Consider the following 24,124-nt stretch of genomic DNA (forward strand, 5'->3'; position numbering starts at 1 on the left):
GGGCTGCCGGGCGGGCCCCGGTCAGCCGAGCAGTTCGCCGAGCACGACGACCGCGACGGCGGCCAAGCCGGCGACGGCGACGAGGCACGCGCCCGCGAAAGCGGCGATCGCGACGACGGCGCCGCGGCGGCTGCGGCGTGCGACCGAGGGCAGCGGCTCCGACGTGTCGCGGGTGGCGGGCGGCCCGTCGGCGAACCGCGGCGGTGCGGCCGGGGCGGATGCCTCGGGCTCGCGCACCTCGTAGCGTTCGAGCGGCCCGGGGCCGGCCGCCGGCTCGACCGTGCGCAGCACGTCGTCGGAGACGGGCGCGGGCGCCGGCCTGCGCCGATCGCGCCGGCGGGGCGCGTGCATGACCGGCTCGCCGTGGGTGAAGCGGCGATCGGCCTGGGCGCCGCGCTCGACCACGCGGGTCGCGTCGTCCGGACCGGCGGGTCGCGGCACGACGACGGTCGCGTCGTCGGCTGCGACGGCGACGTCTTCCGGTGCAGGGGCGGCGCGGGTCCGATCGCGCTCGACGATGATCGTCGCGTCGGGGTCGCCGACCGCGGCGCTCACGACGGTGGCGTCGTCGTCGCGGCGCACGACGACCGTCGCGTCGACGCCCTGCTCGGTCTCGTCGCTCATGCTCGGCCTCGCACGGGGATGGTCGTCTCGTCGTCGACCTCGGGCTCGTCGGACGGCGTCGGCCGCGGCAGCCCGGTCGTGGCGTCGCCCGGCTCGTCGATGCCGCCCGAGACGACGTCGACGACCACGACGGTGATGTTGTCCCGGCCTCCGGCCTGGCGGGCCCGCTGCACGAGCGCGGCGGCCGCCGACTCGGGTCGACCGCTCATCGTGAGGGTCGCCCGGATGCCCTCGTCGCTCACCTCGGAGGTGAGGCCGTCGCTGCAGATGAGCAGTCGCTCGCCGTTCACGACGGGCAGCAGCCAGCTGTCGGCCGTCGAGTCGGGCGCGCCGATCGCGCGGGTGATGACGTTGCGTCGTTCGAAGGTCGCGAGGTCCTCGGGCTGCATCGCCCCGCTGTCGACGAGCTCCTGGCCGAGCGAGTGGTCGACGGTGAGCTGCTCGAGCACGGTGCCGTGGTGGCGGTAGACCCGTGAATCGCCCACGTTGAACACGAGCCAGGCGGGTTCGCCCTCGTCGTCGACGAGCGCGATGCCCGCGACCGTCGAACCCGCACCCCGTGCGGTCGAGGCCGCGACGTCGGCGACCGCGTCGCTCGCGGCCTCGAGCGCCGAGCGGACCGCAGCGACCGTCGCGAGCGGCCGCCCGACGACGTGCTCCCGGAAGGCCGAGACGACGGCGGCGCTCGCGCGGTCGCCGGCCTCGTAGCCGCCCATGCCGTCGGCGACGAGGTAGACGGGCCACTCGGCCAGTGCGGCATCCTCGTTGGCGCGCCTGACGAGTCCGACGTCGGTCGCGGCGGCGGCGGAGAGGTTCACGGCGGGAGTGTCGGTCATCGGCCGCCCGGAGTCTCGCCGACGCGCTCGAGCCGGACCGCGAGGGTGCCGAGCACGAACCGGTCGCGGACGGGGGTGGGGACGCCCGCATCGACGAGCCGGTCGGTTCCCGATGCGTCCGGCACCATCACGCCGTTCGTCGAGTCGAGGTCGGTGATCGCCCACTGCTCGCCCTCGAGGCGCAGCACCGCGTGCGTCTTCGAGAGCGTGCGGCTCGGGTCGGGCACCACGAGGCGCTGCTCGCCCGTGAGCGCCTCGCGCGGGTTGCGCCCGAGCACGACCACGACGGCGTCGAGCGCGAGCGGGGTGCCGTCGTCGAGGACGAGGCGCCACGGCACGACGGGCCGGCGGGTCACGACGACGGTGCGGTCGAACGGGTCGTCCTCGCCGTCGCCGGTGACGATCGTCTCGGCGTCGGCCGGGTCGTACCCGGCAGCCGGCGCGGCGGCCGTCGTGGCCGGCGCGGCAGCCGCGGCGAATCCGGGCGGCGGGGCGACGGGCAACGACGGCAGCGGGACGGGGACCGCCGGAGCGGCCGCAGCCGGTGCGACGGCGGCGGGTGCGACGGGTGCCGCAGGTGCGGTCGGCGCGACCGGCGCGGCGGCCGGGGGCACGATCGCCGCGGGCGGCGGCGTCACGGGCACGGGCGGCAGGGGCTCGATGCGCCCCGCGACGCGGGCGGGCGGCTCGACCGGAGCCGCCGGCGGCGCGTCGCTCGGCGGAGCGAACAGCGAGGCCAGGGCCGACGATCCGCCCGTCGTGCCGACGGAGCCCTGGTCGGACGGCGCGGCGGGCACGGCCGGTGCGGCGACCGCCGAGGCGCCGGCCGCCGCCGCGGTGCCCGGAACCGGAGGAGCGGCCGGCGCCGACCACGACTGGGCGGCGGGCTCGGCCGACGGCTGGTCCGCCGGCGCGGGCGGCACGATCGGCGCCGGCGCGGCGCCGGGCTGCGAGAGGAACCAGCCCTCGGCGCCGGGCGCGGGCGGAACGGGCGCGGCGTCCGCGAGCGGTCCGGTCGGGGCGACCGGCGGGATCTCGCCGGCCGGGGTGCCCCGCGCGGGCATGCGCCCCTGCTCGGGGTCGGGCGACGGGCCGAACGCCAGCACGGTCGCCCAGACCGGCGGCAGCAGCACGCCGAGCACGGTCGTGCCGATGCCGCGCCAGCTCTGCCTGCTGATGCGGTGCAGGGCCAACACCTTGAAGACGAGGCCGACGATCTGCACGAGCGGCACGTAGAGCAGCAGTGCGAGCCACGGCTGTTGGCCGCCGACCTTGAAGAGCTGCATCTCGTTGTAGACGGGCACCCAGGCCGACCAGGCCGGCTGGCCGAAGCGCTTCAGCACCTTCGCGAACATCGCCGCGTACCAGACGTACACGCCGATGCCGACGAGGAACGAGACGCCCATCATCATGAGCGAGAGCGCAGCGAGCTGCTGCGTGTCGGCGGTGGTCATCGTGCGGGCTCCTCGGTTGATGCGCGAGCAGGGCGGAATGGACGGACGAGTGAGGCGAAGGACAGCCTCGCGGAAAGTCGGCGCCTCGCGCGAGCCGCCGCGCGGAGGTCACGGCGTTCCGCGTCGACGATCGCCCACGCGGCGTCCGCGTCGGCGGCCGTCGGCGGGTCGCCCGCGAAGACGGCGCGATCCACGAGCGCGGCGAGCTCCGCCGCGGCGGGCCGGGCGGCGGTGCGCGCGGTGTCGGCCCGGGCGTCGCGCTCGGCCTCGAGCACCCCGTGGTCGGCGTAGAGGTCGATCAGCTCGTCCCACGCGCCGACGATGCGGAGCTCGGGGACGGGGTCGTTGCGGCGGCGCCGCGAACGGAGGCCCTTGGCCACGAGGAGTGCGAGCAGCGGCAGCACGAGGCACAGGAGCGCAGCGAGGCCGAGCGCGACCCAGCGCAGCACCGCGAACAGCGAGGATCCGATGACCGCGTCGTCCTGCGCGGGCGCGGCCGCCGCGTCGCTCGACTCGCTCTGCGCCGACGGCGGGTCCACCGTCGCGGTGTCGGGACGGTCCGGGGTCGTCGGGTGCTGCGGCAGCTGCTCGCCCTCCTGGATGAGGCTCGGCGCCACCTCGAACTGGGGGGTCGCGTCGACCGGCACCCAGGCGTCGTCGGCACCCCCGTCCGACACCTCGGTCCACACCGTGAGCGAGCCGCCCGTGCAGACCTCCGAGCAGGCGGCGACGCCGGGCACCTCCTCGGCGCCGGGCAGCCGGAATCCCATCACGACCCGCGAGTCGTAGCCGAGCGCGCGGGCGATGAGCGCGATCGCCACGGCGAACTGCTCGTCGTCGCCGACGCCGGCGACGAGCGCCGCGTCGGAGGCCTTCGGTCCGGCCAGCCGCTGCTGGTCCACGAGCTGGGTGAACAGCGCCTCGATGCGCGCCTTCGAATGGCCCGAGTAGCTCGGCAGGAACGAGTATCCCGCGCCGAGCTGTCCGATCCAGCCCGCGGAGTGGGGGCCGTCGACGGCGGCGTGACTGAGGTACCCGCGGGCGCGGAGGCGCTGCACGAGCTCCTGGAATCCGGCCGCCGAGCGCGGCTGGTCCTGCAGCTCGAGCCAGGCCGTGAGCGCCGGGTACTCCTCGGGGTCGAGCTGCGGGCTCGCCCCGGGCTCACCGACCCCCGGCGCGGCGTCGGGTGCCGAGACGACTTCGTACACGTCCCCGGGCGCGAGGCCCCGCGTGACGCTCGGCGGTGCGGACGAGGCATCCGGGATCTTCGCGATGCTGATCGCGGTCGCCCCGTCGGCCGACCGGTGGAAGCCGTCGTCGAGCGCCGCCTGACGCGATCCGCCGAAGTCGGGGGCCGCGCGCAGGCCGAGCGGCGCGGGCACCCAGATGCCCGCATAGCCGTCGCCGACGCCGACCTCGAAGGCGACGTCGCCCGGGGCGCGCACCGCGGCCCGCGGCAGACGGCTGAACCGGGACGACTCGCCCTCGGTCGCGACGTGGAAGGTCTCGCCGTCGTACTCCTCGAGGGTGGCGAATCGCAGGCGCTGCACGCCCGTCGTGTCGCCCGTGAGCTCCAGCCAGGGCTCGTCGATGCGATCGGCGCCGAATGCGGCGCGGTAGCTCGAGAGCGGGGTCGCGGTCTGCCGCACCACGACCTCGGGCTCGATCCGGTCGCGGAGCGCCGTGCGTTCGGCGAACGAGGCTGCGGCGGGCGTCACCACGGCACCGGCGACGAGCGCGAGCACGACGAGCACGCCCGCGAGTCCGCGGCGCCGCCACGCCGGCCAGCCCGACAGGCCCGCCCGCTGCACGGTGCCGGCCGTCGCCCGGCGCAGCGCCACCGCTCGGATCGAGCGCGAGCGCAGCAGCAGCCAGACGAGGGCGGCGACGAGACCGCCGATGCCGACGAGGAGCTCTCGGGGCGCCGGCACGACGACGGGTCCGAGCACGAGCGACGCGCTCAGCGAACTCGAGCCGAAGGCGAGCCCGAAGCCCGACATCGCGAAGCCGACCACGACGGCGAGCGGCGACGCGCGACGGTCGGGCACGACGAGGAGCGCGGCGACGAGCGTGCCGACGAGCAGCACGACGAGGAACGGCACGAGCACCGCCTGGTACTCGCCGAGCGGCAGCGAGAGCGTGAGCAGCTGCTTCCAGCCGACGACGATGCCGACGAACCCGTCGCGGATGCCGCGCAGCCACGCCGCGCCGTCGGTCATCGCCGACGGGATCGCCACGGGAACGACGATGAGCGCGTAGGCCGCGGCGGTGGCGAGCACGACGACCACGACCCTGGCGAACCCCCGCAGGGGCAGCGCGCGGGCGAGGGCGGCGAGGCCGAGGCCCGCGAGGAGTGCGACGGCCACGACGACGAGCATGCGCATCGAGGCGTAGACCGGCCACGCCGCGGCGGTCGCGAGCAGGCCGGCGACGACGACGTAGCCGATGCCGAGCGCGGCGCGCGCCGACTCGCCGTCGCGCACCCGCGAAGCGGTCGAGGCGGTGGACGGCGCGACCGCCGGCGTGCCGGCGGTGCGGGGTCCGTTCGCGGCGGTCATCGCACCGCTCCCCTCGCGAGCAGCTGCGGCAGGTCGCCGAGCTCGCCGAGCGTCAGCACCGTCAGCTCCTTCGAGCGGCGCGCGCCGGGCTCGGCGCCCGGCTCGCAGCGCACCGCGACGACGGTGATGCCCGGGGGCAGCGTGATCGCGGCCCGGCGCAGCCGCTGGAGCGGCACCTGCGAGCCGGTCACCAGGAACGCGATCGAGAGGTCGCCGAACGACTGCGAGACGAGTGCCGCCACCGATTCGAGGCGGATGACGCGGGCGCCCGTACCGGCGGCGGAGCCGCCATCGAGGCCCGACATGCCGTCGAGCAGCACGCGGGGCGTGACGGTCGGCAGCGATCGCATCGACTGCACCGCCCCTCGGTCGGCCGTGTCGAGCCAGGCGCTCACGCCGACGAGCACGTCGCGGCCCTCGTGCACGCCCTGCACGCCGAGCGAGGCGGCCGCGCTCACCGCGGTCTCGAACTCGTCGTCGCTCGAGTAGCCGTCGAGGTCGAGGTCGAGCAGCACCGCGATGCGCGCGTGGCGCGACTCCTCGTACTGGCGGACCATGAGCTTGCCCGTGCGGGCGGTCGACTTCCAGTGCACGTGCCGCTGCGAGTCGCCGACGACGTACTCGCGCACGGCGTGGAACGACAGGTCGGCGTCGACGAGCTGGTTCGACGGGGCGCCCTCGAGGTCGCGGATGAGTCCGGCGCTCGACGGCGGCAGCGCCACCGTCACGGGGTGCACGTGCACCCGCTGCACCTCGGGCCAGCTCATCTCGCGCCGGAGCACCCGCAGCGGGTCGCCGCGCGAGACGGTCATCGGCCCCACGTCGATGATGCCCCGGCGCTGCGCCGCGATCACGAGCTCTTCGCGGTGGTGGCCGCCGCCGCGCAGCAGCGGGATGTGCGCCTCGACGAGGCCCTTGCCCACGGGGATGTCGACGACGCCGGGCAGGGAGGGCCGCGAGCCGCTGTTGACGAGGTCGAGCGTGCCGCGGATCTCCGACCCGGCGACGACCCGGTCGCGGTCGAGTTCGAGCTTCACCCGGTAGTCGTGCGCCCCGAGCAGGAACGGCACGCACACGACGAGCAGGGTCGCGGCCATCGCGGCGACCACCCAGGCCTCGAACCACCCGAACACGGCGCCGCACACGACGCCGACGACGACGAGCCCGGCGAGCAGCATCCCCGCCGGTGAGACCGTCTCCCGCACCCACGCGACCGCGCGTCGGGTCGCGCCGCCCACGGACCGGGCGCCGCGGCGCAACCGGGCCGCGCCCTCGGCCATGCGGCCGCGGCGCGTGCGCGACAGCCGCGTGACCGTCGCACCGTGCGTCGAGGTGAGCGTGTCGGCGGTCGCGGGCTTGTGGAGGAGGTCGGTCGGTTCGGTCACGCCACGCCGTTCTCCCGGGGCGCCGGCACGTCGAGCAGGATCTGGTTGACGACGGCGACGGCGGTCACGCCGTCGAACTCCGCCTCCGGCTCGAGCACGAGGCGGTGCGCGAGCGCGGCGACGGCCAGCTCGCGCACGTCGTCGGGCGTCGCGTAGGTGCGGCCCGCGGCGGCGGCCCAGGTCATCGCGAGGCGCGAGAGCGCGATGGCGCCGCGCACGCTCACGCCGAGGCGCACCTCGGTGGCGCGGCGCGTGGCGTCGACGATGCGCATCACGTAGTCGGAGACCAGCGGGTTCACGTAGACCCCGCGGGCCAGCTCGGTCATCGCGACGATCGTGTCGGTGCCGACGATGCCCTCGAGCCGCGGCTTCGGCGCGCCGACGGCCTGCAGGATGCGCATCGTCGAGGCCTCGTCGGGGTAGCCGATCGAGGTCTTCACCGTGAAGCGGTCGAGCTGCGCCTCGGGCAGGCGGTAGGTGCCGCCCTGCTCGATCGGGTTCTGCGTCGCGATCACGAGGAAGGGGTTGCCGACGGGGCGGGTGACGCCGTCGATCGTGACGTTCCCCTCCTCCATCACCTCGAGCAGTGCCGACTGCGTCTTCGGGCTCGCGCGGTTGATCTCGTCGGCCAGCACGATGTTCGCGAACACCGGGCCGGCGTGGAACTCGAACTGCCCGGCCTTCTGGTCGTAGACCGTGATGCCCGTGACGTCGCCGGGCAGCAGGTCGGGCGTGAACTGGATGCGCGAGCTCGTGCCGTGGATGGTCTGCGCGATCGCCCGGGCGAGCGCGGTCTTGCCGGTGCCCGGCGCGTCCTCGAGCAGCACGTGGCCGCCCGAGATCGCCGTCGCGAGCACGAGTTCGACGACGTGGCGCTTGCCGAGCACGGCCTGCTCGACGTTGTCGGCGATGAGCGAGAACGTCTCGGCGAACCAGGCAGATTGCTCCGGGGCGATCGTCACGGTGGTGGTCCTCTCGAAGGGCGGTCGGTGTTCGAAATCTGCGGATGGCTCGGGGCCGCTGCTCCGCGTCAGGGCGTGGGCTCGGGCGAGGGTGACGGCGACGGCGACGGGTCGGGCGGCGGGCACAGCTGGCCCGTGCGCGGGATCGGCTCGAGCGTGATGAACGCGCCGGTGAACACGAGATCGTAGGCGACGGCGAGCGGCGCGTTCGTGGGGTCGGTCTGACGCCAGTTGCGGATCTCGTACGAGCCGCGGGCCGCCTCGGAGACGGTCACGCCGACCTCGTCCTGGCTCGGGATGCAGCCGGTCGCGAAGTCGACCGTGACCTCGGTCGGCGCGGTCTTCGCCGTGACGGCGACCTCCCCGGAGCACTTCGTGTCGTACCACGACCTCTTGCAGGTCTTCACCCTGATGTCGCCAGGCGTGTCCCACGTCTCGAGCTGGAAGTCCTCACGCCAGTCGCCGTACATGTAGAAGAACGGCGTGAACCCGTTGTCGGCTTCGACGACCGGCGCCTGCGAGAGCCGGTACTCGAAGTGGTCCCCGCTGCCGGCGGGCGACGTCGCGACGGTATAGGTCAACGTGCCGCTCGGCGGATCGACGTCGTGGATCGTATCGGCGCGAACCGTCTCGGTCTCGACCACTCCGAAGCCGTTCGAGGCGCACGCCTTCACGTAGTAGCGCTGGCTGTCCTCCAGGCCGGGGATCGTCGAGGAGCTCGAGACGACCTCGGCACCGGAGGTCTGGAGCGCCCCGTCGCCGTCGGCCCAGCATCGGGCGTCGCCCCGCTGCCATGCGAGGTACACGAGCTCCGACGCCCGGGTGCTGTGGTTGGCGTCGAGGCCGACGCCCGTCACGAGGATTGAGGTGTTGGACGCGGCGGCCGCCGCTATGCCGTTCGGGTTCAGGATGGGCGAGCCGGCCGCGGTCACCGGCACGGCCGAGTTGCCGCCCTCGTTGCCGCCGCGTCCGGTGGGCGGCTCGTAGATGCTGATGGGCACGAGCGTGAGCATCTGCGGGCCGGGCACGAGGGTGAGCTCGGTCGTCGTGGTGGCCCCGCGGCGGTCGATGACCTGGCCGGTCTCCTGCACCCGGAACGAGCGGGCATCGCGGTCGGCCGAGATGCGCAGCTCGACGACGCCCGTGTTCGGGCCGGTGGTTCCCTCGCGGTAGACGGGTTCGGCCGAGGCATCCGAGATGGTCGGGGCCTTGTAGCTCCACGTCTCGACGGGGCTCGTCGCGGTCGAGACGCCGACGCTGTTGACGGCCCGAGCCGCGTACCGGTGCCGCTCGCCCGGGGTGAGCCCGCCGACGGTGCACCACCAGGCGCCGGGCGCGCCCGGCCGGCAGTCGGCGCGCACGGTGCGCTCGCCCTCGAGGATCTCGATGCCCGTCACGGGCGGGTGTGCGCGCAGCGCCTCGCCGAGCGACACCTCGAGCGTCACGGAGCTCGCGGTGTAGTCGGCGGTCGACACCGAGGCGGGCGACTGCGGGAGCCCGAGCAGGTCGACCGTGAGGCGTCCGTCGCCCGTGCGCCCCTGGGCGTCGGTCACCGAGAACGGCACGACGCACTCGCCGCCGAACGCGTTCTTGCCGCTCGGCCAGGTGACCGTGACCGACCGGTCGTCGACCGCCCGGATGCTCGCGACCTGGCAGCTGTTCGCCCCCGAGCCGAGTCCGGCGAGCTTGAGGCCCGCACCCGTCTTGCCGGCGAACGGGTCGTACTCGCCGGAGACGCCGACGACGGCGACCGTGCACGAGGCGCCCTCGCCGACCGAGCACTGCTGCGTGAAGACCGCGCCGCGGGGCGTGTCGGGCGGAGCCTGACCCACGACGAGGGTGATCGCCGAGGTGAGCCCGCCGAAGGCGCTCACGCTGACGGTCGCCGTCTCGCGGGTGCCGGGTCGGGCGTCGGCGTGCGCCTCGAACGTCACTCCGTCGCCCTTCTGCTCGACGGTGAATGCGCTGCCCGAGTACGAGACCGAGTAGTCGAGCTTCGCGCGGTCGCCCTCGCGTCCGCCCTCCCAGGTCGTCATCTCGTCGTAGAGCTTCACGCTCTCGGAGGCGCCCGGCGGCACCGTGCGGCTCACGGCGGAGAGGATGGCCTGCGGGTCGCGCGGGACGACCGAGATCGGCACGCCCACCCACGACCAGCTCTTCTGCCCGTCGAGTCGCACGGGAACGAGGCAGTGGTCGCTCCAGGGGGCGTCGCGCCCCGCCGCGTACTCGGCCCGGCCGCCGCCGGTCGGCCGGCAGCTCGCGTTCGCGCGCTGCACCGTGTAGCCGTCGGTGCCGACCTCTGCGGCATCGCCCGACGCGAGGTCGAGGAGTTCGCGAACGTCGAAGGCGACCTTCTGGTCCTCCTTCACCTCGAGGCCGTCGAGGTCGGCGCGCAGCTGCACGCGCAGGTCGTCGGTCGCGGGCACGACGAGGAAGCCGAACGCCTCGGTCTCGCGTCCGGCGCGGTCGGTGCCGTGCACGCGGAACGGCACGAGCGCACCGCTGTCGGAGAGCGGCCCGATGATGCGGTGGCCGTCCACGCGGAAGCCCGCGGGCGCCTTGCCCCAGAGCTCGAGCTCGAGCGCGGCGAGGTCGCCGGACGCCCACGTGACGTGCCCGGCGACCACGTCGAGCCCCTTCTCGGGCAGCTCGGCGCGCGAGCGCGCCGTGACGACGGTGTCGGCGACGATCGGCGCGTCGGGCGATTCGCCCTCGGTCACCTTCACGACGATGAGGCCTTCAGCGGTCGACGACGTGCGCTCGGAGCGCACGGTGTACCGGTACGAGTTCGAACCGGCGATGTCGCCGGGGTGCAGCACCACCCGGCCGGCGGCGGGGTCGGTCGACGGGTCGATCAGCTCGGCGAGGCGATCGTATTCGGGGCTGCCCTCGGGCGCGTTCGGCACGACGCCGACGAGCTCGAGCTCGCCCTGCGCGGGGTCGAGGTCGTTGCCCGCGGGCTCGAGCGTGACCGGCGTGGAGGACGACTGCTGCACGCGCACGTAGTCGCTGAAGGTGACGGGCGCGGCGTCGGTGACCGCGGCCGTCAGCACGCCCACGCGCACCCGGCCCTCGCCCTCGGAGCCCGAGGCGTCGCGCACGGTGTACTCGAACGACGGCTGCCCGTCGCCCGTGCCGTTCTCGGGCGCCGTGTAGACGATCGCGTCGCCCTCGGCCGAGATCGTCGCGATGCCGAGGCCGGCCTTCGGCTGGGCGACGCCGACGAGCACGGTGCGGTCGCCGTCGGGGTCCATGCCGGTCGACGGCACCGGGATGCGCACGCTCTGGCCGCTCAGCACGCGGGCGACGAGCGGGTGCGGCTCGGGCGCGCGGTTGGCGCCCTCGGGCAGGACGGTCACCGTCACCGTCGAGTGGTCGAGGCGCTCGGGCGCCTGCGCGAGGCCGACGGCGTAGCCGAGCTCGTAGGTGCCGGGCGTCTTCGGTGCGAGGTAGCGCACCTCGTCGCCCGAGGCGAACGCGAGCTCGCCGTCGGCGCCCGTGCTCGTGACCTCGGGGTGCACGACGAGCGCCTCCGCGCGGGGGCTCACGTCGTTGTCGGTCACGGGGATGGAGCTCAGCTCGCCGACGCGCATCGTCACGGTGTCGGGCATGGCGATCGGGCTGAGTCCGGCCGACGGCGCGACCAGGAACACGCTGAGGTCGCCGACCGCAGTCGCCCCTGCGCCGTCGGCGACGGTCACCTTGGCCCGGCCCACGAGTCCCGGCTGCCCGTCGCGGGTCACGCCCGTGACCCGCACCTGCGACTGGGCGACCACGCCGACGCCGAGTTCGGGCGAGGCCGACACCGCGCCCGTCACGACGAGCACGCGCCCGCTCGTGTTCTGCGCGGCGCCGAGCACGTCGACCATCGTGTCCTCGCCGGCGCGCACGAACGCGGTCATGGGAGCGAGCGCGATCGGGGCGCCGGGCGCCGCGACGGTCACGCGGATCGTCGCGGTCTGCTCGGCCCGCGTCACGAGGTCCTGCACGGTGAACGTCGCGAGGTAGGCGCCGGGCTTCTCGGCGCTGAGCTCGACCTCGCCGGCAGCGGCGTTCGGCACGACGACGAGCCCGGCGCTCGCGGCGGCGGCCGTCGGCACGGCGTCGAGCAGGCGCAGCGAACCCGAGCCGCCGCTCACGTGCTCGGCGATGTCGACGATCGCGGTCTCGCCCGCACCGGCGGTGACCGCGACCGGCGCGACCTCGAGCGACGCGTTCGTCGTGACCCGCACGTCGAGGGTGGCCTCCGCGGTGGCGCCGTTCACGTCGGCGACGGCGAGCCGCACCTGCACCTTCTCTGCCGCGGCGTTCGGATCGGTGTGGCGGATCGCGACCCGGCCGTCGGCCATCGGCACGACCGACACCGGGGCGCCGGGATCGACCGGCTGGGCGTCGGCGAGCACGAACGCGTCGCCCTCGGGGTCGACCCAGCCGGGGAGCACCGAGACGAGCGCGGTGCCGCCGGGCATGAGCTGCGGTTCGGGCCAGGTCTGCAGGCAGTCGTCGACGCCGCACCAGACGGGTGCGGAGTTCACGTCGCCGGGGACGACGTCGAGCGTGACGGTCACGGGCGCCGAGCTCGCCGACCCGTCCGTGACCGCGTAGGTGAAGGTCGTCGACCCCGAGGTCGCGCGCACGCGCACGGTCGGCGTCTGGTCGTTCGAGGTGAGCGCGAGCTCGCCGAACCCGGCGTCGGCGAGGCCGTCCGCGATCGAGGCCGGATCGACGGTCAGCACGTCCTTCGAGTTCGGGTCGTGGTCGTTGTAGAGCACGGGCAGCTCGACCTGCTGGCCGGCGCGCACGCCGAAGTGGTCGGCGACGGCGACAGGCGGCTCCTGGCGGGCGAGGTCCTCGACCTCCTCCGTGCCCACCCGGTCTTCGATCTCGTCGTCGAGCTCCCACTGCTCGAGCGGCACCATCCGGCCGTCGGGCACGGTCCAGACGAGGCCCGACGACGTCTCGTTGAGCACGGCCCGGTCGCCGTTGCCGCGGAGCACGGGCGTGAGCGACTGGGGGCCGTCGCCGGCCCGTTCGCCCTCGGGCACCTCGAGGGGCACGGCCTCGTCGCCGCCGCTCGTCCAGACGACGCCGCCGTCGGTCGAGAGCCAGGCCGCCACGAGCTCGTCGCCCACGACGATCGGCTGCGCGGGCGCACCGTTCGCGTCGACGACGCGATCGGCGTCGCCGCCCTCGAGCGGCAGTTCGACGAGCCCGGCCGAATCGGCCACGTGCACGGATGCCTCGGGGCGGGCGCCCTGCTGCAGTCGTGCGTCGGGCGCCACGTCGAGCTCGACCGGCGCATCGCGCCCCGACAGCCAGGCCCGGCCGCTCGCGGCGTCGAGCATGATCCACCGCTCGCCGATCACGGTCAGCTCGAGCCGGGCGTCGGCGGCCGGGGGGTCGGGTACGGCGATCTCGCCGCCCGTGAACTCAGCGGTCGACGCGTCGTAGAGGCGCACCGCCTCCTCGCGCGCCGAGTACATGGCGATGAGGCCCGCCGGAGAGACGCCGACGGCGGTCGCGGCGTACGTCTCCTCGTCGCCCTCGCCCTCGCCGCGCTCCTCGGCATAGGGGTCGACCGGGAAGGCGTCGTCGACCTCGACGCGGCCGGCGTGGACGGTGCCCGTGTCGGTGCGATACGCGACCCAGTCGCCCGCGGTGACGACGTCGCGGGTGCCGGTCGGCGTCGGCGCGGATCCGCCGCCGTCCTCCGACACGAGGTCGACCGGCGCGGCCGGGTCGATCGCCCAGCGCTGCCGCAGACCCTGGCTGTACACCGCGGCCGTCGAGCCCGACTGCACGACGGTGCTCGGGTCGTCGACGTCGCGCACGAGGTCGATCTCGGCGAGGTCGGTGTTGACGCGGGCGTACTGGCCCGCTTCGCGCGTGACCCAGACCGAGGTCTCGAGCTGGGGCACCTCCTGGGCCTCGTAGCCGTTCGCCGTGACGGCGAGCGTCACGACGGTCGCGACGACGGCCACCCCCGCGATCGCGCCGACGATCGCCCCCCGGCGGCGCGCCATCAGATCAGGCCCGACATGACGAGGCCGACCGCGGCGAGCGCGATGACGACGACCGCCGAGCCGACGCCGATCAGCAACGGCTTGAGCACCCCGCCGCGGGCGGGCGCGGGCGCGAGCCCGCCGTCGTCGATCCGCGGGCCGGCGGGCCGGGCCGCGGCGACGGCCGCCGCACGACCGGCGCGACGCGAGTCGGGATTCACCGTCGTGACGACGGGGCCGCGGTTCGAGGCATCCGCGAAATCGAGCGGGGCCGCCGCCGCCCACTCGGGCGAGGCGACCTCGAGGCTCGTGGGCGCGACGCCCAGCTCGTACTGCGCCCAGCGCAGCGCCTCGCCGAACTCGGCCATCGTGCCGTAGCGGCGGGCCGGGTCCCGCTGCATCGCCGTCGAGAGCACGGTGTCGATGCGCGCGGGCACGCCGCGCGGCGCGAGCGGCGTGTACTTCGCGCCGAGCACGCGGCGTGAGAGCTGATCGACGGTGTTGCGGCTGCGATCGGGCAGCTCGAACGGGCTGTGCCCCGCGAGCAGCGTGTAGAGGGTGGCGCCGAGGCTCCAGATCTCGGTCGCGACCGTGCCCGTGGTGCGCTCGCCGAGCACCTCGGGCGCGCTCCACGGAATGGACATCGCGAACGTGTCGCCCGCTCCCCCGTCGCTGATCGCCCCGGCGATGCCGAAGTCGGCGAGCACGGGCGCGCCGAGCGAGTTCACGAGCAGGTTCGACGGCTTGATGTCGCGGTGCAGGAGGCCCGACCGATGCGCGGTCTCGAGGGCGCCGGCCATGCGCACGCCGATGTCGAGCACCTCGCCCACCGGCATCGGTCCGCGCTTCGAGCGGGCGCCGAGGGACTCGGGGCAGTACTCCATGACGAAGTACGGGCGGCCGTCGGCCGAGATCGAGGCCTGGTAGATCGTGACGATCGAGGGGTGGGCGCTCAGCCGGGCCATCGAGTCGGCCTCGACCGTGAACGACCGGCGTGCGTCGTCGTCGACGACGTCGACGAGCAGCACCTTGACGGCGGTCACCCGGCGCGGCAGGTCCTGCTCGTAGAGGAACACGTCCGCGAATCCGCCGGTGCCGAGCGGGCGCACGTAGCTGTATCCGGACAGCACGGGTGGTGCCGACGGCAGACGTTTCGCCACGCTGCGCCCCTCCTGCCAGCTGGTTCGGGTCACCGGCGGGGCCGGCGGGTGTTCGGGTGACGGATGCCTCGCCGGAACCGTCGGTGCAGTGGAACATCCCCCGGCGGCGGCGCGGCCGAGCCGCAGCATCCGGGGGACATCCTAGACGAGGGCGGTCGAGCGGCCGAATCGGCGTCTCGATGGGGTGCCGCGGGCGGAGCGGCCGCCGGGCGACGAACCTCAGTTCTCGCCGGAGCCCTCGGCGGGTTCGTCGACGGGCCCTTCGACGGGCGTGAGCCGCAGGCGGTCGATGAGCTCGGCGGCGTGGTTGGTGCTCAGGATGATGCGGGCGAACTCGCCGCCGGCGAGCTCGAGCACGACGGCCTGGCGCTTGCCCTTGACGATGACGAAGTCGCTGCCGCCGTGGTACTTCCACACGCCGACGGCGACGACGAGCGGCACCTCGGTGCCGCGCCGGCGGATGCCGCGGATCCAGATCCACGGGTCGTCGGTGATGGTCGCCGAGCGGATGTCGTCGCGCTGCACCACGAGGTCGTCGGCGCGGAGCGCGAGCGACTTCTCGGCCGCGGTGAGGTGGACCTCGACCCGGTCGTGATGCACGCGGAGCTTCGCCATGTACCCATCCTGCCCGAAACGTCAGCCGATCGCGGGTGCTTCCGCCGCCGCGGCCGCCTTCGCCGCCGCCGGCAACGCCTCGACGATGCGCGAGATCGCGGCGTCGTCGTGCGCGGCCGTCACGAACCACGCCTCGAAGACGCTCGGCGGCAGCGAGACGCCGGCGTCGAGCATCGCGTGGAAGAACGGGGCGTAGCGCCATGCCTCCTGCCGCTGCACCGTCGCGTAGTCGCGCACCTCGGCGCCCGCGAGCTCGGCGCCGAACACGAAGCTGAACAGGTTGCCCGCGCGCTGCACGCGGTGGGCGACGCCCTCGGCGTCGAGCGCCGACGACACCGCGCCCGAGATCGTCCCGGCCGCGGCATCCAGCTTCGCGTACACCTCGGCGTCGGCGGCGCGCAGCGTCGCAATGCCCGCGGCGACCGCCACGGGGTTGCCCGAGAGGGTGCCGGCCTGGTAGACGGGTCCGAGCGGGGCGAGCCGCTGCATGATCTCGGCGCGACCGCCGAGCGCGGCGACGGGCATGCCGCCGCCGATGACCTTGCCGAAGGTCATGAGGTCGGGGGTGTACGCGGATGCCTCGTCGCGGGCCTCGATGCCCCACCAGCCGGCCTCCGAGACGCGGAAGCCGGTGAGCACCTCGTCGCTGATGACGAGCGCGCCGTTCGCGTGGGCGAGCTCGACGAGCGCACGGTTGAACCCGGGCGCGGGCGGCACGACGCCCATGTTCGCGGCCGACGCCTCGACGATGACGGCGGCGATGCGGTCGCCGTGCTCGGCGAACACGGCGCCGAGCGCGTCGAGGTCGTTGTAGGGCACGACGAGCGTGAGCCCGGCGATCTCGGCGGGCACGCCGGCCGAGCCGGGCAGCGCGAACGTCGCGAGGCCCGAGCCCGCCTCGGCGAGCAGGCCGTCGGAGTGGCCGTGGTAGTGCCCGGCGAACTTCACGAGCAGGTCGCGGCCGGTGAAGCCGCGCGCGAGGCGGATCGCGCTCATCGTCGCCTCGGTGCCGGTCGAGACGAGGCGCAGCTGCTCGACGGGGGCGACGCGGCCCTCGACGAGCTCGGCCAGTTCGGTCTCGGCGGGCGTCGACGAGCCGAACGAGAGGCCCTTCGCCGCGGCATCCTGCACCGCCTGCACGACCCGCGGGTCGGCGTGGCCCAGGATCGCGGGACCCCACCCGGCGACGAGGTCGACGTACTCGCGGCCCTCGGCGTCGGTCAGGTAGGCGCCCTTCGCGGAGACGTAGAAGCGCGGCGTGCCGCCGACCGAGCGAAACGCGCGCACGGGCGAGTTCACCCCGCCCGGGATCGCGGCCTGCGCGCGGGCGAACAGTTCGGCGTTGGTCTGCGTGGCGGTCACGCGGCGTCTCCCTTGCGGATCCAGTCGGCGAGCTCGGTGGCCCAGTACGTGAGCACGGCGTCGGCGCCGGCCCGCTTGATCGAGCGCACCGACTCGACGACGGCGCGCTTGCGGTCGATCCAGCCGTGGGCGGCGGCGGCCTCGATCATGGCGTACTCGCCCGAGACCTGGTACGCCCAGACGGGCACCTCGCTCGCGGCGGCGACGTCGGCGAGCACGTCGAGGTAGCCGCCCGCGGGCTTCACCATGACGACGTCGGCGCCCTCGTCGATGTCGATCAGCGCCTCGCGCAGGCCCTCGCGACGGTTGCCGGGGTCGAGCTGGTAGCTGCGCCGGTCGCCCTCGAGGGTCGACTCGACGGCGTCGCGGAACGGGCCGTAGAAGGCGCTCGCGTACTTCGCCGAGTACGCGAGGATCGCGACGTCCTGGCGGCCGGCGTCGTCGAGCGCGTCGCGAACGGCGGCGACCTGGCCGTCCATCATGCCGCTGAGGCCGAGCAGCTCGGAGCCGGCGCGCGCCTGTGCGAGCGCCATGGCGGTGTACCGCTCGAGCGTCGCGTCGTTGTCGACGCGGCCGCGCTCGTCGAGCACGCCGCAGTGCCCGTGGTCGGTGAACTCGTCGAGGCAGAGGTCGGTCTGCACGACCAGGCGGCCGGCGGATGCCTCGGCGGCGACGCCGGTCGCGACGTTGAGGATGCCGTCGGGGTCGGTCGCACCCGAGCCGCGCGCGTCGCGCACCGCGGGCACGCCGAAGAGCATCACGCCGCCGAGCCCGGCGGCCGCGGCCTCGTCGACCGCCTCGGGCAGGCTCTCGAGCGAGTGCTGCACGACACCCGGCATCGAGCCGATCGGCACGGGGGCGGCGGCGCCCTCGCGCACGAAGATCGGCAGCACGAGGTCGGCGGGGTCGAGGCGGGTCTCGGAGACGAGGCGGCGCAGGGCCGGGGTCTCGCGGAGCCGGCGCGGTCGGACGCGGGGAGGGGGCGCGGAACTCACCGGACCAGCCTACGCGCGCCCGGCTGGGCGGTCTCCGGGAGTGCGTCGGGCTCGCGCGCGGGTACGGCCGCAACCCGAGGCGATCGCTGCGCCGCTCCGTTCAGAGGGTGCCTTTCCGCAAGAAGCCACCCCGAACCACACCCGCGGTTGCGCGAATGCACCCCCGAGGCATCAACGCGGGGGCTCCGCGGAAGCTGCGGGCGGCTCGGCGGAGGGCTCGGCGACGGGCTCGGGCTGCTCGGCGTGCTCGGCGGTTCCGGCCGGCGCCCGGCCGGCGAGCCGGGCGAAGCCGCGGCCGGTCCACGTGACGAGCGTCTCGAGCGGGCCTCGGCGATGCAGCCGGGTGAGAACGGCTCCGACGACGAGCGCACCCACGACGTGGAGGCCCCAGATCCACGGACTCGAGAGCATCCACGGCACCGGCCCGGTCGCTTCGACGAGCCAATCGGACACGACGAACTCGAAGACGAGCCCCGCGGCGACCACGTGCAGCGTGTAGATCGTGAGCGGGGCGGCGCCGGCTCCGGCGACCGGGCGGAGCACCCGGGCGGCACGCTCGGACAGCGCGGTCCGCAGGGCCAGGCACGCACCGATCACGGCGACGGCGAGGCCCGCGGTGATCGCGAGATCGAAGAAGGTGCCGGTGTGCGGTGCGGGTGAAGCCAGCCAGCGCAGATCACCGGGCGGCGCGTAGTGCATCTCGAAGTAGTACGTGAACTCGATCTCCTCGGGCGACCCGTAGGCGGCGTAGTCCTCCTGCAGCCGGGCGAGCGCCCCGAGGGGCACCGTCAGGAGCCAGCTCAGCGCCCAAGCCGCCGCCGCGACGGCGGCACCGGCCATCAGCAGCCGCAGCGCGAGTCGCCGCATCCCCCCGCCCTCCCGTGCGCGGAGCACGAGCCGGCCGACCGCCAGTCCGACGATGGGGTAGACGATCCAGGTCAGCACCGGGTAGACACCCGTGACGAGCAGGCCGGCGACGAACCGGCCCGGATCGGCGAGTTCGAGCCAGTTCGCCTCGATGAAGTCGAACGGATCTGCTGCGTCCTGCACGACGAACCGCAGGAAGCTCGACGCGACCGGCCACGCGATCGCCCAGACGACGGCGAGCGCGAAGAGGGTCGGCACCCGGCGGCGGAGCAACGGGATGACGAACCAGAACGCGACGCCGTAGAAGACGAGGATGACGGCGATCGACCCGGGCATGAGCCCGAGCGTCATGCCGATCACGACGAGCGCGAGTCCGCGGCCGAACACCGTCAGCCCGGCCGATGCGAGGCGCCCCGTCGAGATCGGCCCGTCGGTGACGAACGCGATGCCGACACCGGCGAGCACGGCGAAGAGCGCCGCCGCCTTGCCGGCGATCACCTCGCTGATGAGCGGCATCGTCCAGAAGTCGTCGGTGTTGGAGGCCCACAGGTGGGTCGCCATCATGCCGACGAGCGCGAGGAACCGGGCGTCGTCGATTCCGAGGATGCGGTCGCGCACGTCGGTGTGCGCGTGGCCCCGCGAGGGTTCGGGTGCGGTCACTCCTGCATGATAGGTGCGTCACGGCCGTCGTGGGCGGGAGATCCCGACCCCGGCTTCCGCGCCGCGCGCGCCGGGCGGGGCATCGCGAAGATCCAGGCGCCGACGAGCACGAGGGCCGTGCCGACGGCGTGCCAGAGGGTGAACGGCTCGCCGAGCAGCCACACCGCGAACACGATCGTGATGACGGGCGAGACGTTGCCGATGACCGCCGTGCGCTCGGAGCCGATCATGCCGATCGCCCCGGAGATGCAGTACGCGGGCAGCACCGTCGAGACGAGCCCGATCGCGATGACGAGCGGCCACGCGTCGGCCGGCACCGCGAGGTCGGAGACCGGGTGCGTGATCGCGAAGTGCACGAGGATCGCGACGCCCGCGCCGCTCATCGCGATCGACGTGAAGAGCCCCGCCCCCATCCGGTCGATGAGCGGCTTCGCGAGGATCTGGTACACCGCGTACGCGATCGCCGCACCGAGCACGAGCGCCGAACCGAACAGCACGTGGTCGCCCGCGAAGCTCAGGTCGCGCCAGAAGATGAGCGCGATGCCGAGGTAGCTGAGCACCTGCCCGACGACCATCACCCGGGTCACCCGGCGGCGGAAGAACACGACGCCGAACAGCACCACGAAGAACGGGTAGAGCAGCAGGATGAGCCGGTCGAGCTGCGCCGAGATGTACTCGAGCGCGGTGAAGTCGAGCAGGCTCGCGAGGTAGTAGCCGATCATGCCGACGCCGGCGGCCTGCAGCACCGCCCCCGGGGCGAGCACCCGCTCCCCCGTCGGCGTGCGGGCGTCACGGTGGCGCAGTACGCCCGCGAGCCCGACGGCCGCGAACACCGGCACGGCGACGATCATTCGCCACGTCAGGGTCGTGAGCGAGTCGACGCCCTCCGCGAGCGCGAGCTTGACGACGATGCCCTTGGTCGCGAACGCGGCGGCGCCGGCCACGGCGAGCACGATGCCGACCGTGCCGACGACGGGCACCCGGCGGCGGGGCGCTTCGAGCGAGGCGGATGCCTCCGACGAATCGGTTCGCGTCACGCGAGGGCGGTCGCGGCGTCGACGACGGCGTCGATGAGCGACTCGGCCGAGCGCTCGCGCGCCACGACGTCGACGCGCAGGCCCACCTTCGCGGCGTCCTTCTTGGTCTGCGGGCCGATCGCGGCGACGAGGGTCGACTCGGGCAACGGCCCGAGCTGCTCCTGCACCTGCTCCGCGACGCTGCCCGAGGTGACGAGCACCGCGTTCACGAGCCCCGCGCGCACGTCGTCGGCGACCTTCGCCGAGACGGGCACCCCGACGGTGCGGTACGCGACGACGGCCTCGACGTGGTGGCCCATGCGTTCGAGGCCGATCGAGAGCACCTGCTTCGCGATCGCCGAGCGGAGTGCGAGCACGCGCAGGCCCTTCGCGCCGCCCGTCGCGGCCTCCCACTCCTCGAGCATGCCGCGCGCCGAGTTCTCCTCCGCGGGCACGATGTCGGCGTGGTACCCCGCGGCGACGAGCGCGGCAGCGGTCGTCTCGCCGACCGCTGCGACCTTCGTCGTCTCGGGGATGACGGCGCCGTACGAGGCGAGCACGTCGACCGTGGTCGCGCTCGTGACGGTGAGCCAGTCGAACCCGCCCGACGCGAGCTTCGCGAGCGCGGCCTCGAGCGCGGGCTGGTCGTCGGCGGGCGCGAAGTTGATGAGCGGGGCGATGACCGGCGAGGCCCCGCGCGAGCGGAGCGCCGCGGCGACGCCGTCGCCCCAGGGGCCGCCGCGCGGCACGAGCACGCGCCATCCGGCGAGCGGCTTGGCACCGCCGGCCGACGCGGGCAGCTTGATGGCACCCGTCATCGGTTCGAATTCACTCACGGCTGCTCCTCTGGGGGAACGAGGTCTGCGGCGCCGTTGCCGAGGAGTTCGTCGACGACGCGGTCTGCGACGTCGTGCGCCGCGTCCGCCAGATCGGCGGCCGAGCGGCTGTCAGGTGTGGCCGCGTGCGAACTCGTGAGTCGCCGCGTCCCGTCGGCACTGTACACGCTCGCCGTCAGGAACAGAAGTTCGTCCTCGATGAACGCCGTCGCCCCGACCGGGGCGGCGCAGCCGGCCTCGAGCCCGGCCAGCACGAGCCGCTCGGCGAGCGCGGTCGCCCGCGAGGCGCCGTGGTCGATCGCCTCGAGCGCCTGCTCGAGCGACCGCTCGCCGCGTTCGCGGCGCACCTCGATCGCGAGGGCGCCCTGGCCGGGTGCGGTCGGCCACTCGCTCAGCGGGAAGTGGTCGGTCGCGGCATCCAGCCGGCCGAGGCGACCGAGACCCGCGGCGGCCAGGATGACCGCGTCGAGATCGGCCTCGTCGCCGAACACGCGGCCGAGCCGGGTGTCGACGTTGCCGCGCAGGTCGACCGCGACGATGTCGGGGCGAGCGGCGCCGAGCTGGGCGATGCGACGCGGCGAGCCCGTGCCGACGCGGGCGCCCTCGGGCAGCTCGGCGAGGGTGAGCCCGTCGCGCGCGCAGAGCACGTCACGCGCGTCGACCCGCTTCGGCACGGCGCCCAGGCGGAGGCCCGGGTGCTCGGCGGTCGGCAGGTCCTTCAGCGAGTGCACGACGAGGTCGCACTCGCCCGCCAGCAGGGCCTCGCGGAGTGCCGCCGCGAACACGCCCGTGCCGCCGATCGACGAGAGCGACGCGCGCGAGGTGTCGCCCTGCGTCGTGATCGGCACGAGCTCGATCTCGGCCTTGGCGGCCTTCGCGATGCGCTCGGAGATCTGGCGCGTCTGCGCCATGGCGAGGGCGCTTCCGCGGGTGCCGACCCGGATGACGGAGGTCATCGCGACGTCGCCCCCTGCGCGGGCGTCTCGAGCACCGCACCGCCGGCGATGCGGGCATGGTCGGGCCACGGGCCGAGGGCGGTGAGGTGCGGCCGCTCGGCGTCGGGCACGTCGTTCACGCGCTCGAGCACGAGGTCGACGAGACCCGCGACGTAGGCGGGGTGAACGCCCGGCGTGGGCACGCGGCGAACCTCGAGCCCGTGCTCGCCGGCCGTCTCGACCGCCTCGTTGTCGAGGTCCCACATGACCTCCATGTGGTCGGAGACGAAGCCGAACGGCACGATGACGACCGCGTCGGTGAGCCCGCCGACCGCCAGCTCTTCGATGGCGTCGTTGATGTCGGGCTCGAGCCACGGCGTCGACGGCGCGCCGGAGCGCGACTGGTACACGAGCGACCACGGCGACGACGAGGCGGCGGCCTCGTTGATGACCTGCGCCACGGCCAGGTGCTGCGCGACGTACGCGCCGCCCTCGCCCGTGCCGACCCGGTCCTCGAAGCCCGCGCCCGACTCCTGCGACGCGCGCGTCGGGATCGAGTGGGTGACGTACATGATGTGGGTGCGGTCGGCGGCAACGCCCTCCGCGGCGAGCTCGGCCGCGGCATCCCGCACGCCCTCGATGAAGGGCTGCACGAAACCGGGGTGGTCGAAGTACTCGCGCACGCGATCGATCGCGACGCCGGTGCCCGCGGTCGCCTTCTGGAAGTCCTCGCGGTACTGGCCGACGCCCGAGTAGCTCGTGTAGGCGCTCGTCACGAGGCCGAGCAGCTCGGTGTGGCCGTTGCGCTCCGCCTCGGCGACGACGTCGCCGAAGTACGGGGCCCAGTTGCGGTTGCCCCAGTAGACGGGAAGGTCGATGCCGCGCTTCGCGAGCTCGGCCTCGAGGGCGGCCTTGAGCTGCCGGTTCTGCTCGTTGATCGGGCTCACGCCGCCGAAGTGGCGGTAGTGGTGGGCGACCTCTTCGAGGCGCTCGTCGGGGATGCCCCGACCCGCGGTCACGTTCCGCAGGAACGGGATCACGTCGTCCTGCCCCTCGGGGCCGCCGAACGACGACAGCAGGATCGCGTCGTAGTGCGCCATTACTGCAGGACCTCCACGAGTTCGGCGGTCGAGATGCGTCGACCGGTGTAGAACGGCACCTCTTCGCGGACGTGCATGCGGGCGTCGGTGGCGCGGAGCTCACGCATCATGTCGACGAGCTCGGTGAGCTCGTCGGACTCGATCGGCAGCAGCCACTCGTAGTCGCCGAGGGCGAAGGCGGCGACCGTGTTCGCGATGGCGCCGCGGAACGACGCCCCCTTGCGACCGTGCTCGGCGAGCATGCGGCTGCGCTCGGCGGAGTCGAGCAGGTACCAGTCGTAGCTGCGCACGAACGGGTAGACCGTGAGCCAGCCCTTGGGCTCGAGGCCGCGGAGGAACCCGGGCACGTGCGCCTTGTTGAACTCGGCGTCGCGGTGCACGCCCATGGCGTTCCAGGTCGGCAGCAGCGACTTGAGGAGGCGCGCGCGGCGCAGCTCGCGGAGCGCCCACTGCAGGCCCTCGGCGGTCGGGCCGTGCAGCCACAGCATGACGTCGGCGTCGGCGCGGAGGCCCGAGACGTCGTAGATGCCGCGGAGGGTCACGCCCTCGTCCTCGATCAGCGAGATCACGCCGTCGAGCTCGGACACGACGCGCGGAACGTCGTGGCCGTCGAAGTCGTCGGGACGAGCGGGATCGCGGCGGAGCACGGCGAACACCGTGTACCCCTCGAGCGTCTGCGCTGCGTCGGAATCGGTCTGGAACGCGTCGGCTGCCGCTTCGGCAGCGGGGGAAGACATGCCTCCAGTCTCCCCCTTTC

17 protein-coding genes are annotated in these 24,124 nt (G+C 74.2%); all 17 read right to left on the bottom strand.

Features of this window, described 5'->3' with window-relative positions:
• Positions 1-21: 21 nt before the first annotated feature.
• The 17 genes from AC3RJ7_RS14715 to hemQ all read right to left on the bottom strand — a co-directional run bounded on the left by AC3RJ7_RS14715 (position 22) and on the right by hemQ (position 24,104).
• Positions 22-624 carry a hypothetical protein gene (locus AC3RJ7_RS14715; protein ID WP_491456595.1) on the bottom strand — a complete coding sequence of 201 codons (603 nt, stop codon included), beginning with the start codon at positions 622-624 and terminating at the stop codon, positions 22-24.
• Positions 621-1,460, bottom strand: coding sequence for a PP2C family protein-serine/threonine phosphatase (locus AC3RJ7_RS14720; RefSeq protein ID WP_491456596.1), 840 nt, complete (start codon positions 1,458-1,460; stop codon positions 621-623). The genes AC3RJ7_RS14715 and AC3RJ7_RS14720 overlap by 4 nt, the downstream gene beginning before the upstream one ends.
• The gene (locus tag AC3RJ7_RS14725; RefSeq protein ID WP_491456597.1) at positions 1,457-2,914 is read right to left on the bottom strand and encodes a DUF5684 domain-containing protein; all 1,458 of its coding nucleotides are present in this window, start codon (positions 2,912-2,914) and stop codon (positions 1,457-1,459) included. Before AC3RJ7_RS14725 ends, AC3RJ7_RS14720 begins: the two co-directional genes overlap by 4 nt.
• The gene (locus AC3RJ7_RS14730) at positions 2,911-5,472 is read right to left on the bottom strand and encodes a transglutaminase domain-containing protein (RefSeq protein WP_491456598.1); all 2,562 of its coding nucleotides are present in this window, start codon (positions 5,470-5,472) and stop codon (positions 2,911-2,913) included. The genes AC3RJ7_RS14725 and AC3RJ7_RS14730 overlap by 4 nt, the downstream gene beginning before the upstream one ends.
• A complete protein-coding gene (locus AC3RJ7_RS14735) occupies positions 5,469-6,857 on the bottom strand; it encodes a DUF58 domain-containing protein (protein WP_491456599.1) in 1,389 nt (462 codons plus the stop codon). Before AC3RJ7_RS14735 ends, AC3RJ7_RS14730 begins: the two co-directional genes overlap by 4 nt.
• The gene (locus AC3RJ7_RS14740) at positions 6,854-7,819 is read right to left on the bottom strand and encodes an AAA family ATPase (protein ID WP_491456600.1); all 966 of its coding nucleotides are present in this window, start codon (positions 7,817-7,819) and stop codon (positions 6,854-6,856) included. Before AC3RJ7_RS14740 ends, AC3RJ7_RS14735 begins: the two co-directional genes overlap by 4 nt.
• Before the next feature lie 68 nt (positions 7,820-7,887).
• Positions 7,888-13,842 carry an Ig-like domain-containing protein gene (locus AC3RJ7_RS14745; RefSeq protein ID WP_491456601.1) on the bottom strand — a complete coding sequence of 1,985 codons (5,955 nt, stop codon included), beginning with the start codon at positions 13,840-13,842 and terminating at the stop codon, positions 7,888-7,890.
• Positions 13,842-14,981, bottom strand: coding sequence for a serine/threonine-protein kinase (locus AC3RJ7_RS14750; protein WP_491456602.1), 1,140 nt, complete (start codon positions 14,979-14,981; stop codon positions 13,842-13,844). Before AC3RJ7_RS14750 ends, AC3RJ7_RS14745 begins: the two co-directional genes overlap by 1 nt.
• Before the next feature lie 219 nt (positions 14,982-15,200).
• Positions 15,201-15,596 (bottom strand): hypothetical protein, encoded by a 396-nt coding sequence (locus AC3RJ7_RS14755; RefSeq protein ID WP_491456603.1) that lies wholly within the window; start codon positions 15,594-15,596, stop codon positions 15,201-15,203.
• A gap of 21 nt (positions 15,597-15,617) precedes the next feature.
• Positions 15,618-16,958 (bottom strand): glutamate-1-semialdehyde 2,1-aminomutase, encoded by a 1,341-nt coding sequence (hemL, locus tag AC3RJ7_RS14760; RefSeq protein WP_491456604.1) that lies wholly within the window; start codon positions 16,956-16,958, stop codon positions 15,618-15,620.
• Entirely contained in the window at positions 16,955-17,953 is a 999-nt protein-coding gene (hemB, locus tag AC3RJ7_RS14765; protein ID WP_491456605.1) for a porphobilinogen synthase, read from the bottom strand. Before hemB ends, hemL begins: the two co-directional genes overlap by 4 nt.
• A 171-nt stretch (positions 17,954-18,124) precedes the next feature.
• Positions 18,125-19,480 (bottom strand): heparan-alpha-glucosaminide N-acetyltransferase domain-containing protein, encoded by a 1,356-nt coding sequence (locus AC3RJ7_RS14770; RefSeq protein ID WP_491456606.1) that lies wholly within the window; start codon positions 19,478-19,480, stop codon positions 18,125-18,127.
• Positions 19,477-20,517, bottom strand: a complete 1,041-nt coding sequence (locus AC3RJ7_RS14775) for a DMT family transporter (protein WP_491456607.1) — start codon at positions 20,515-20,517, stop codon at positions 19,477-19,479. The genes AC3RJ7_RS14770 and AC3RJ7_RS14775 overlap by 4 nt, the downstream gene beginning before the upstream one ends.
• Positions 20,514-21,314, bottom strand: coding sequence for a uroporphyrinogen-III synthase (locus AC3RJ7_RS14780; RefSeq protein WP_491456969.1), 801 nt, complete (start codon positions 21,312-21,314; stop codon positions 20,514-20,516). The genes AC3RJ7_RS14775 and AC3RJ7_RS14780 overlap by 4 nt, the downstream gene beginning before the upstream one ends.
• 14 nt (positions 21,315-21,328) lie before the next feature.
• Positions 21,329-22,288: a hydroxymethylbilane synthase gene (gene hemC, locus AC3RJ7_RS14785; RefSeq protein ID WP_491456608.1), complete on the bottom strand. Its 960-nt coding sequence runs from the start codon at positions 22,286-22,288 to the stop codon at positions 21,329-21,331.
• Positions 22,285-23,367, bottom strand: coding sequence for a ferrochelatase (locus AC3RJ7_RS14790; RefSeq protein ID WP_491456609.1), 1,083 nt, complete (start codon positions 23,365-23,367; stop codon positions 22,285-22,287). The genes hemC and AC3RJ7_RS14790 overlap by 4 nt, the downstream gene beginning before the upstream one ends.
• A complete protein-coding gene (hemQ, locus tag AC3RJ7_RS14795) occupies positions 23,367-24,104 on the bottom strand; it encodes a hydrogen peroxide-dependent heme synthase (protein WP_491456610.1) in 738 nt (245 codons plus the stop codon). The genes AC3RJ7_RS14790 and hemQ overlap by 1 nt, the downstream gene beginning before the upstream one ends.
• Positions 24,105-24,124: the final 20 nt, after the last annotated feature.

It is taken from the genome of Agromyces solani, assembly GCF_058349925.1.